Genomic DNA, 10,515 nt, shown 5'->3' on the forward strand with positions numbered 1-10,515 from the left:
AGAGCCTGCCGGCCGCAGCTCAGGCGGCGCCAGCGAGAACCGATCCGGCGTCGGTGACCTGCCAGCAGACCGGAGAGGCGACGCAGGGTACGGCTGGACAGATCGATGGCAGACGGGTAGACAAGCACACGAGCTCCTGGCGGATGCGGTGATCTTGGTCGTGAACCCGTCTACCAGGAGCTTTCTTCATGCCCGCCGCCGGGGCCCGCAGCCCAACCACCCGTCAGGTTGGAAGGGACTCGCTGTCACAGACCATCCGGTCCTGCAAGGAACAGACATATCCGATCGACCAGATCATTGTGGTTGCGGACAACTGCTCGGACCGCACTGCGGAGATCGCCCGCCGCATGGGCGTCGTCGTCATTGAGGGACGGGGCGGGTCAAAGGCGTCGGCTCAGAACCTCGCACTTCCCCGTATCACGAGCGACGCCGTCGTCGCCCTTGACGCAGACGCCGCCTTAAGCCCCGACGCGGTGGAGCTGATGATGGCCACCTTGCGCAAAGGCTCCGTCGGAACCTGTACAGCGGCACGCCCGAAGGACACCAGCACCATCTACAGCCAGTACCGCACGTTCTACCACGCGATCGCCAACGGCTGGGTCCGCCCCCTGCAGGACTCGCTCGGCCGGCAGATGGTCCTCAGCGGCATGGCCAACTGCCACCGCATGGACGTCCTGCGCGCAGTGGGCGGCTTCCCCAACGACAACATCACCGAAGACTTCAACCTCACCTGGACACTCCACCGACGTGCCCACCCCGTCGCCTTCACCGCGGGCGCCTTCGTCTACACCCAGGAACCGACCTCGCTTCCGGAGCTTCTGTCCCAGATGCACCGCTGGACCGCCGGGTTCGCCCAGACCATGGGCAGGCATCGCGCCCCGCTCATCGACGGACCGTCACTTATCGTCGTGGGTTCCCAGATCCTCGATGGTGTCATCGGCGGCATCGCTCTGCTCAGCCTGCCGCACTACCTCGTCCGCCACGGCGTGGCACGCGGACTGCGGACCTGGTGGAGCCCACTCTGGGCGGTGATCATGATGGCCTCGGTCGGTGTGGCCGTCCGGCAACTCGGATGGCGGACAACGGCCAAGTGCCTGCCCGGCTGGGTGGCCATGCAATCCCTCACCGGGCCGCTGATCGCATGGTGGCTGTTTCGCGAATGGGTGCTCGGCCGCCACCTGACCACCTGGACCGGCCGGCACGGCTGCCGCCCGGCCCTGACCCCCATGCCGCGCTCCCGCAAGACGGCACTCACCCTGGCAGGAGCCACCGCAGCCGCACTCGGAAGCCTTGCCGTGCTCCAGCGACGGACACGAACCGGCCATCCGTAGAACCGCCCGAGAACAACGACCCGACCTCGCCACACCCCACCACACCCGTCCATCAGGCATGCCCCGGCGACGCGACCACCAAAACGCGAGAAGCGGCCGACCCGCTCGGATTCCCGCCGCACCGACACCGCACCGGCGCTGGAGGGCTCGTCGAGGCGCTCATCGCACACAGCGCCCCTCCCGCAAGCCCGCGGGAAGGGCGCGTAAAGAAGCTGCCGACGCCACAGGTCCGGTGCGTGGGCTGCGTGCGCGCGCCCGTCTGCCGGAGTTCTTCGCAAGCCTGGTCGATGGTGCTGTGGCTGACGCCGGCGGCCAGGTCCAGCAACACCCGGGTGGCGGTCCCGCCCCCGCCGGCCACGGGGACACTGCCGTCCTCACAGAAATCGTTCTGCACGGCTACCGCGATCAGCGCGCGTCCCATGCCACTGCCCTCCATTCCGCCGCCAGCCTTTGAGTAACGGTGTCGTGCGCGACTGAGGTTGGGGCGTGTTGGCCTGGCGGGTTGGCTGATGGGTGATTACCGCTCTGCGGTGCGGTCGGAGACGAGGCCGGCGATGGCCAGATGGGTCTCGGTGTAGTACTCGCGGCGGCCGAGGTACCGCTGGAGGGGCCGCCACTGCTTGTGCTCGGCATTGGCGTGCTCGACGCATATCCGCTCCGAGGACTGCTTCTTGCGGGCCKCCTCCCAGGCGGTGACCTCCGCGGCTGACGCGTCCTTGGCGGGCTTCTTCGGCGGCGCCTGGACCTGGTCGGGAAACCGTTTGGCCAGGCCCCGGTATCCGGCATCCACCTTGGCCTTGACCTGCGGGTATTGCTCGAAGAGGGCCTCGATCCCCTCGGTCTTGACCGCCGTCTGATCATGCATACGGCCCGGCCGGACCGCGCCGGTCCACAGAGTGCGGCCCTGCCCGTCGGTGATGACGGTGGCCTTCTTGGTGTTCTGCCGCATCTTGCCGGACACGAACGCACGCCGGCCGGGGCGGCCCGCCTTCGGACGCCGGACCCGTACCTCGGTGCCGTCCAGGCGCAGCTCAACACCCTTCGCGGTGGCGTAGGCAAAGACATYGGCCAGCGTGTGCAGACGCAGTCCCGCCTCGCCGGGGACCGCGAAGCCCCGCGCCGCCAAGAGCGGACGAATCTCATGGACGGCCCGCGTGACGGTGGAGCGGTCCACGCCGTAGAAGACGGCGAGAGCGGCGTGCGGAAGCTGGAACCGCAGGATCACCAGGGTCRCGATCACCCGGTCGGTGAAGACCAGTTGATGGCTGGGCCCGCCGCCCTCGGCGCGCAGACGGTCATGGCCTCGGCGTTCGCCCAGCCGGGACTCTTCCCGCGCCATCCACGGGCTGGCCAACTCGGCGATRAGCGCCCCRAGTCGACGCCTCGAGATRCCCGTGCAGATACGATGCGAGAGAGCCGTACGGGCCAAGGATCGCTTCACAACCATCCCAACCCGTACGGCTCTCCTCACGTTCCCGACCAGCCGAAACCGCTGTCGTACACAACGCCGTAAGCGCTGCAGGCGATCGGGAGTCGAGTGGCCCACGTATTTGGCCAGCTGCCAGATGTTCTTGCGGCCCACCGGGCCGAGCAGGCCACGGATGTAGCCGCGCATCCGCCAACGCGGTTCGACGCGCCCGAAACGGTGGCCGGTGCGCAGGAAGAGTTCTTCGAGTTCACGGTCCCAGACCTCGGCCGCATGCTCATCGATCACCATCGGAGGCTGCCCAGGGCGGTGTCATTACCAGCGGCGGCTGCACACGATAGAGGGACGATCCGCGAAGACCACCCCCGACACCCCACCAGCCCTGCCCTCACCCCGACAGCGCCTGACCCCGGAGTATTAAATGGGCTCGAACCCGCCCGGGTATTGGCCTCCGGTGGGGAGCTGCGCCCCGGCACTGGCGTTGTTGGGGACGATGAAGAACTTCGTCTGCCCATCCATGTCGATCCTCAGGGTGGTGAAGCCGACAACGAATTCGTTGATGCCGAAGTCGTTCCCCTGGATCCGGAACTTCATGTCGTAGTTGAACGTCATCTGTTCAGACCGTTCGAACGTCTTGCGAAGCTCGTCAGTCCGGCTGTTGTTCTTCCATTGGAAGCACCAGATACCGGCGCTCTGGTTACGCTCTAGACCGTAAATCTGGTAAAGCGCCTGATAGTCGTACGTCGTGATCGAGCCCGTCATCCTCCCCTCGACCCACGTGCCGCTCCCCCGCACCGTGATGCTGAACCCCTTCTGCTGACTGAAGCCTCGATACGCCTCGACCTTGTTGGCGGAGAACCCCGACCGCGCGGTGATGCGAGGCTGCGCCTGAGGGTCGGGTGCGATGAGCTGGAACGTCTCCGTACGAGCAAGCGCCGAGTCGGCGATGGGGGTCAGCTTTCCCTCGGACACTGCGGTTTTACTCTGGGTCATCCTCTGTCACCTTTTCCTCTTTCCGAATGGCCAGGAGATAGTGCTTTCATTCTTTGCGATGAACTGCTCTCAACCGGCCAGGGATCCTCAGCCACACTTCGGTGAGGAGCGTCAAGTGCCTTCCCCAGACTGCAAGCCGAGCGGGTGCACTGCAACTCGGCCTCGGCTTACAGGGCCGGAACTCTTGCCACACCGTGTCGGGCAGGCGTGATGCGTGCTCGGGTCTTGGACAGGGGCCGGGTGAACGGCGAAGGGCGCGACCGTCCATGATCACGTTGATACCACTCAGCATGATCGTGAAGGCCGCGCCCGCATGCCATCCTGTCCGACCCTGCCCGCCTCCCGCCAACTCACCGAGCAACTCGACCTCATCGGTGGGGAGTTGTGCACGCCAGAACGACTCCCGTCGCTGCTGGAGGCGGTCCGGGCGGTACCCGACCCACGCACGCCGCACCTGGTCACGCACGCCTGGCCGATGCTGCTCGGCCTGCTCGCCTGCGCCACGCTGTGCGGGGTCCGCTCGGTGCGCGGGGTGATCCGCTGGGCGAACGGCCAAGGCGCCGGCATCCTGGCTTCCCTCGAGGTCCCCGACGGCGACCCCGGCCGACTGCCAGTGGCCACCACCCTCACCCGCACGCTCGCCCGGGTCGACGCCGACGCACTGGATGCGGCCGTCGGCGCCTTCGCGCAGGCCCACGCGGCCGACCCGCTCGCGAGCATCGCCGGCGAGCCGCCCGTGCTGCAGCTGGCCGCCGACGGCAAAACGGTCCGCAGCGCCCGTGACGAGGCGGGCCTGCAGCTGCACCTGCTCGGCGTCTACCAGGTCGATCCCGGCGTGATGCTCGCCCAGCGCGAAATGCGCCACAAGCCGCACGAGACCCTCCACTTCACCGCCGCCCTGGACCTGATCGCCGACATCACCGGCGCGATCGTCACCGCCGACGCCCTGCACACCGTCGCCGACCACGCCCACTACCTGCACTCCCGCGGCGCCTTCGGGCTCTTCCCGGTCAAGGAGAACCGCTCCACCCTGTTCGCCCGGCTCGACGCGCTCGACTGGGACGAGCGCACCAACCCGCACATCACCGTGGTCCGCACCGAGGAGACCAACAGCGGCCGTCACGAGATCCGCATCGTCCGCGTCCAGCCCCTGGCCCCAGGACAGGTGAACTTCCCCCACGCCACCCGAGCCCTGCTCGTGGAGCGGTACACCACAGGCCGCGGCGACGGGAAGATCCACGCGGACGCCGAACTCGGCATCACTACCGCCCCCACCCAGACCGCCGACGCGGCCACCCTCGCCCGCTGCGTACGCGACCAATGGGCCATCGAGGCCCAGCACTTCGTCCGGGACGTGACCTTCGGCGAGGACGCCTGCCGGGCCCGCACCGGCAGCCTGCCCCGCGCGCTGGCGACCTTTCGCAGCCTGGCGATCAGCCTCGCCCACCTCGCCGGATGGACCAACAACGCCGCCGCCCACGACTACTACCGCAACCACCCCGCCGACGCCCTATGCGAACTCGGTCTCACGGGATGAGCACGCATCACGCCTGGTGACCGAGCTGAGGAGAACAGACGTGTTGAGTAGCCGTATGCCGCGCCAACGGGCCACCGCCGCTGCCCTGATTCTGGCGGCGACCGCCGCAACGATGAGCGCCACCGCGACGGCCGCGCATGCGGATGGGCATGGCCACAAGCTGTACTGCGCGCTCGTGTTCGACACCTATCAGGTCAACGCGAAGGTGTCGCGTAAGAACTCGTGCCAGGTGGTCAAGAAACCCGAGATGTCCACAGGCCCCGTGTACTTCGATATCAACTCGGCCGCCCAGCACGGGCTGGTGAGCCGGGACTGACCCGCCCGACAACCGGGCCGCTGAGGTTAGCTACGAGCAGGAGCTCGAGGGGCGCGGGCTGATGACGTGTGCCTCGGATGGGCCTTTCACGAACAGAGTCACCATGCGTGACCACGATCGTTGAGCAGGACATCGGGCGGGATTCCGGCCTCGTCCGCTGGCTCTCTCAGAAAGGCATCACTGATGACTACCGTGACATCTCCGCTGGCAGGTCGTGCCGTCGGGCTCCGCGGCGTGCCTGATCCCACGTTCGCCAATGCGATGGTCGGTCCCGGTACCGCTATCGACCCGCTGCGTGAGCCGATCGAGGCCGTGGCCCCCGTCAACGGCCGGGTCGTCGCCATGCACCCCCACGCCTTCGTCGTGGTGGACGAGGAGGGGCACGCTGTCCTCACCCACCTCGGGATCGACACCGTCCAGCTGAACGGTGAGGGCTTCGAACTGCTGGTACACAAGGGCGACAGGGTCAGGCGCGGCCAGGGCCTCATTAAGTGGAACCCTGCTGCCGTCGAAGCCGCCGGCAAGTCGCCCATCTCCCCGGTCGTAGCCCTGGACGCGTCGGCGGAGCAGCTGAGCGCCGTGGCAGAGTCCGGCGGGGTCACCGCCGGCGGCGAACTCTTCATCTGGAACTGAGCCAAATACCTCGATCGGTTCGCACCGGGACAGCAGATGTCGTCGGCGGGACCGCTGAAGCCCGCCGACGGACAACGAGAACGATGAGGCGGTCGTCCTGCCTCAACCTCACCGGTCAGGCACCGCAAATCGAGCGGATGAGTGAGGACCGGTCTCGCATGCCAGTACCTCCACTCTGTCCCAACCGCTTTGATCCCACATCGATGGCAGGAACGCAGGAGCCGTTCAACTTCACCGGCAAACGGTCCAAATTCGATGTCACCGAACATCCCAGGCCGTGTCACGCTGACAGAGAGTGAGCGTGACAGGGGTGTCACGCTCTCCCGGAAAAGTGTCACGCCAGGTGTCACATCGCCGCGAATGCGTGCCCGTTTGTCCGTTTCTCGGTGCCCGTAGGGGCTTCCAGGCTGGATTTCGAGCGGGGGAGCGTGACAGCCGGGATCTGACCTCACGCACGCCCGGGAGCAGTACGGAGCGTGCTCGCGGGCCGGGTTCTTCCGGAGTGCTCCCCGGCCCGGTGGCCCGGCGATACCGTGGTGAGACCCGCCAGTTCTGCCCTCTGGAGCCCTCGATGAGCGAACAGCCGGCCCCCGCCGACACCGCCCGGCAGCAGCTGGAGCCCGCGGCCGCCGACGGGTTGCGCGCGTACGCGGCCAAGACCCGTGCCGACGCCGACCGGTTCGCCGCCGTGCTGGAGGACATCGCCACCAACGGCCTGCCCGACCCCGAGCAGTGCACTCCGTGGGAGGAGCTGCGCGAGGCCCACCTCGCTCGGCTCGCTCGCCAGCGCCCGGCCGTCGCCTGATGGCCCCGCAGCACGGCCCGCGCCGCGCAAGGATCGCGTTCTCCGACTCCGCCGCGAAGCAGCTGGAGAACCTGACCAGCGAGGCGGAGATCCACGCCCTGGACCGCGCCCTGGTCGTCGTCTCCGTCGACCCCGACGTCGGCGAGCCGATCCCCGGCGACACCGACGGCCCCCGGCTGCGCGAGTACGCCGACGAAGTCGAGCGCGTACGCCTGCTGTACTGGGTCACGGCGCTTCGCACCGTGGTCGTCGTCGCATACCTCGAGGTCTGACCCGCGAAGGAGCCACCCGTACCGTCGATCGTCCAGGAGCTCTCCGGCCGCCGCGAGCTCGGAGGGCTCCGCACGGTGGTGGAATGCCCGTTCAAGGCCACCGTGCTCCGCGAAGGCCCGGCGCAGGACTCCGGGACCGGCGCGGCCTGGCTCGCGTTCCTGTGCCCGGTGCACACCGTGGCCTGGACGGATGGCCCGGCACCGCGGACCACCCGGACACCGGCACGATGCCGTGCGGCACCGTGGTCGACTACCGCTCACCCGAAGGACGGCTCCAGTCGCACGCCGACCTGTGGCTGACACCGCTGACCGGCGTCGACCTGGCCGCGTACGGCGGCGCGTGGTCTGACGTCCTGGACCAGGCCGACCGCGTGCTGGAGTAATTGTCAAGACCTGTGGATCGGTGGCTATGTGCGGGGTCTGACTTTGGTGTCGTTGTGACCGCGCAGGAGTTTCAGGCGAGGCCCTCGAGGAAGTCCGCGAGCACGGTGTGCAGGATCTCGGGCTGCTCCAGGTGCAGGTCGTGGCCGGTGCCGGGGATGCTCATGGCCATGGTGGCGGGTCGCTGCCGGAGCATCTCGTCGGCTTCCTGCGCAGGGATGAAACTGGATTGGGCCAGGACGACCAGGGTGGGGCACGCGACCTGCCCCCACTCGTGCCGGAAGGAACGCTGGGCGTTCTCCGCCAGCGAGCGGACCATCATGTCCCGGTCGAAGCGAGGCCACCATCCGCCCTCGCGTTCCTCCAGCCCGGCCGCCCAGCCCGTGCCGACCGGTCCGCCGCCGAGGAACGCGGCTGCCGCTTCGCATGAGGGAAACGGTGTCGGCCACGAGTCGAGCCATCCGCCGATCTCCACGGGGCCGTTCGGGTTCGGGCCGCCGGGGCCGGCCTCGACGAGCACGAGCGCGCGGACGAGCCCGGGATGCGCGGCGGCGGTGAGCATGGCCGTGTGCCCGCCCAGCGACTGGCCGACCAGGGCGGGCCGCTGCAGCGCCAGCTGATCGACAACGGCGATGACGTCGGCGACGTAGGCGGCGCGGGAGACGTCCCGCGGGCGGCGCTCGCTGGCGCCGTGCCCGCGCTGGTCGACCGCGACGACCCGATACCGGGAGCTCAGGCGTTGTGCCAGCACGTCCCATTCACCCGCGTGACCGGCCAGGCCGTGCAGCAACACGAGGGGCTGTCCCGGCCCGCCCCAGTCCCGGCAGACAAGCCGGACGCCGTCTCGCACCACCACGTGTTCGGACCATGCCACGTCGGAGCCCCCAGGGAATCGGCCGGCCTCGATCACGCCGCAACCGCCTCGGGCCGCTCGACGAGCCGGCCGCGTTCGAAGCGGGCGCCGGCCCGGACGAGGGCGACCAGGTGGGGCGCGTTCACCGCCCGCCACCGCTGCTGGGCGGACTCGACCAGCTTGAAGACCATCGCCAGGGCGGCGGTGCGGGAGCCGGCGCCGCGGGTGACCTTGGTCCGCAGCCGGACCGTGGCGAACGTGGACTCGATCGGGTTGGTCGTCCGCAGATGGATCCAGTGTTCGGCGGGGAAGTCATAGAAGGCCAGTAGCTCGGCCTGGTCGTCGGTGATCTTCTTGACGGCCTTGGGGAACTTCGCCCCGTAGAGCTGCACGAACGTTTTGATCGCCGCCTCGGCGTGCTGCCTGTCCTCGGCGCTGTAGATGTCCTGGATGGCCTTCTTCGCCCCTGGCTGCGCGGACTTCGGCAGGGAGTCGAGCACGTTTGCGGTTTTGTGAACCCAGCACCTCTGCTCGCGGGTTTCGGGGAACACCTCGGCCAGCGCCTTCCAGAAGCCCAGGGCACCGTCCCCGACCGCGAGCACCGGGGCGCGCATGCCCCGGCGGGCGCAGTCCCGCATCAGGTCGGCCCACGACTCGCTCGACTCGCGGTAGCCGTCCTTGAGCGCGACCAGTTCCTTGGAGCCGTCGGCGCGGACCCCGATGAGCACCAGGACGCAGGCTTTGGCCTCCTCCAGGCGGACGTTGAGGTGGATGCCGTCGGCCCACACGTACACGTAGTCGACCTCCGCGAGGTCGCGGTCCATGAAGGCGGCGTGGTCGGCCTGCCACTGCTGGGTCAGCCGGGTGACCGTCGCCGGGGAGAGCCCGGCGGAGGAGCCGAGGAACTGCTCGAGTGCGGGCACGAAGTCGCCGGAGGACAGGCCGTGCAGGTAGAGCAGTGGCAGCACCTCGCTGATCTTCGGGGACTTGCGGCACCACGGCGGCAGGATCGCGGAGGAGAACCGCTTGCGCTCGCCCGTGGCCTCGTCGACGCGCTTGTCGTTCACCCGCGGCGCCTTCACCTCGACCGAGCCGGCCGCGGTGGTGACCCGGCGGGGCTGGTGATAGCCGTTGCGGACCACCAGGCGGCGCCCCTTGGCATCGCGCTCATCGGCCAACTCGGCTATATAGGCGTTGACTTCGGCCTCCAGCGCGGCGGCCAGCATCCGCCGTGCGCCTTCCCGGACGATCTCATCCAGCAGCGAACTGCCGCTTGGCGTGCTGCCGTCCTCGTTGACTACCGTAAGCACGGGCGTGCCTTCCCGGCCGGCGCGGCAACGTCGGCCTTGCTCGATGACCTATCGATCGATCCATCGGGAAGGTACGCCTCCTTCCGCCAGGAGTGATCCACAGACATCCGAGCATTGCTCGACCCGAGCTTGGCGGACAGGAAGCGCAGAGCAGAGCCGGACACGTCGACGCCGGAAGGGTCCATAAGCGCACGAAGCCTCTGGTGGAGATGGTTCTTCTCGGTCGAAAACCCATCTACCAGGGGCTTCACCCGTCTGTCAGCTCAACTGCCCAGCTTGCGCGACAGGCGGGAAAACGCTCACTGTGCCCCGCTGAGAGCGGGCGCTGGACACGCTCCCCGCGAAAGGGTGGCTGACCCACCGCCAAGGGTCGTAAGCGGCCTGGCAAGCCCCTGCACCGGCCGTCGTCAATGGGGGCGCCACGAGGCCCCCGCTACTCGCGAGGATCTGCGGGGCCGGGTCAGGCCGGTGTGGAGTCCTGCCCGCTGAGGATGTCGTCTGCGTTCTGGATGGCCCAGGTGGCGAGGGGAACGAGTAGCGCGCTCAGCTCGTGGCCGCGGTCGGTCAGGCTGTAGTCCACGCGCGCGGGGATGGTGGCTTGGGCGTGTCGGTGGACGAGACCGTCTCGTTCGAGGGTCTTCAGGGTCTGGGCCAGCAT

12 protein-coding genes and 2 pseudogenes are annotated in these 10,515 nt (G+C 68.5%); 7 read left to right on the forward strand and 7 right to left on the reverse strand.

What is annotated here, in order from left to right; genetic code table 11:
* Nucleotides 1-128: pseudogene (locus DIZ27_RS48185) on the reverse strand (IS5/IS1182 family transposase); the annotation flags it as partial.
* 60 nt (nucleotides 129-188) lie between these two features.
* On the opposite strand from DIZ27_RS48185, the gene DIZ27_RS42685 reads away from it, so the two are divergent.
* On the forward strand, nucleotides 189-1,331 hold the full coding sequence (locus tag DIZ27_RS42685) for a glycosyltransferase family 2 protein (protein ID WP_109383674.1): 1,143 nt from the start codon (nucleotides 189-191) through the stop codon (nucleotides 1,329-1,331).
* Nucleotides 1,332-1,665: 334 nt separating this feature from the next.
* Here the strand turns inward: DIZ27_RS42685 and DIZ27_RS42690 are convergent.
* The 3 genes and pseudogenes from DIZ27_RS42690 to DIZ27_RS42705 all read right to left on the reverse strand — a co-directional run.
* Nucleotides 1,666-1,752, reverse strand: a pseudogene (locus tag DIZ27_RS42690) (nicotinamidase); the annotation flags it as partial.
* Between the two features lie 96 nt (nucleotides 1,753-1,848).
* The gene (locus tag DIZ27_RS42695; protein WP_181383985.1) at nucleotides 1,849-2,778 is read right to left on the reverse strand and encodes a transposase family protein; all 930 of its coding nucleotides are present in this window, start codon (nucleotides 2,776-2,778) and stop codon (nucleotides 1,849-1,851) included.
* 396 nt (nucleotides 2,779-3,174) lie between these two features.
* A complete protein-coding gene (locus DIZ27_RS42705; protein WP_109383675.1) occupies nucleotides 3,175-3,750 on the reverse strand; it encodes a hypothetical protein in 576 nt (191 codons plus the stop codon).
* A 313-nt stretch (nucleotides 3,751-4,063) separates the two neighbouring features.
* On the opposite strand from DIZ27_RS42705, the gene DIZ27_RS42710 reads away from it, so the two are divergent.
* The 6 genes from DIZ27_RS42710 to DIZ27_RS48190 all read left to right on the forward strand — a co-directional run bounded on the left by DIZ27_RS42710 (nucleotide 4,064) and on the right by DIZ27_RS48190 (nucleotide 7,696).
* A complete protein-coding gene (locus tag DIZ27_RS42710; RefSeq protein ID WP_109383676.1) occupies nucleotides 4,064-5,287 on the forward strand; it encodes an ISAs1 family transposase in 1,224 nt (407 codons plus the stop codon).
* Between the two features lie 40 nt (nucleotides 5,288-5,327).
* Nucleotides 5,328-5,603: a hypothetical protein gene (locus tag DIZ27_RS42715; protein ID WP_146229124.1), complete on the forward strand. Its 276-nt coding sequence runs from the start codon at nucleotides 5,328-5,330 to the stop codon at nucleotides 5,601-5,603.
* 183 nt (nucleotides 5,604-5,786) lie between these two features.
* Nucleotides 5,787-6,236, forward strand: coding sequence for a PTS glucose transporter subunit IIA (locus DIZ27_RS42720; RefSeq protein ID WP_109383678.1), 450 nt, complete (start codon nucleotides 5,787-5,789; stop codon nucleotides 6,234-6,236).
* 571 nt (nucleotides 6,237-6,807) lie between these two features.
* Entirely contained in the window at nucleotides 6,808-7,041 is a 234-nt protein-coding gene (locus DIZ27_RS42725) for a hypothetical protein (RefSeq protein ID WP_109383679.1), read from the forward strand.
* Nucleotides 7,041-7,313, forward strand: coding sequence for a hypothetical protein (locus DIZ27_RS42730; RefSeq protein ID WP_109383680.1), 273 nt, complete (start codon nucleotides 7,041-7,043; stop codon nucleotides 7,311-7,313). Before DIZ27_RS42725 ends, DIZ27_RS42730 begins: the two co-directional genes overlap by 1 nt.
* 227 nt (nucleotides 7,314-7,540) lie before the next feature.
* Complete coding sequence (locus tag DIZ27_RS48190; protein ID WP_258308870.1) at nucleotides 7,541-7,696, forward strand: hypothetical protein; 156 nt, start codon at nucleotides 7,541-7,543, stop codon at nucleotides 7,694-7,696.
* Between the two features lie 71 nt (nucleotides 7,697-7,767).
* Here DIZ27_RS48190 and DIZ27_RS42740 read toward each other — a convergent pair whose 3' ends face one another.
* The 3 genes from DIZ27_RS42740 to DIZ27_RS42750 all read right to left on the reverse strand — a co-directional run.
* Nucleotides 7,768-8,568 (reverse strand): alpha/beta fold hydrolase, encoded by an 801-nt coding sequence (locus tag DIZ27_RS42740; RefSeq protein WP_109383683.1) that lies wholly within the window; start codon nucleotides 8,566-8,568, stop codon nucleotides 7,768-7,770.
* Nucleotides 8,569-8,600: 32 nt separating this feature from the next.
* Complete coding sequence (locus DIZ27_RS42745; RefSeq protein WP_109383681.1) at nucleotides 8,601-9,857, reverse strand: IS256 family transposase; 1,257 nt, start codon at nucleotides 9,855-9,857, stop codon at nucleotides 8,601-8,603.
* 460 nt (nucleotides 9,858-10,317) lie between these two features.
* Nucleotides 10,318-10,515 (reverse strand): helix-turn-helix domain-containing protein (locus DIZ27_RS42750; protein WP_146229125.1); only part of this gene is annotated, 198 nt, incomplete at its 5' end.

The sequence above is a fragment of the Streptomyces sp. NWU339 genome, assembly GCF_003143855.1.
GTDB lineage: Bacteria > Actinomycetota > Actinomycetes > Streptomycetales > Streptomycetaceae > Streptomyces.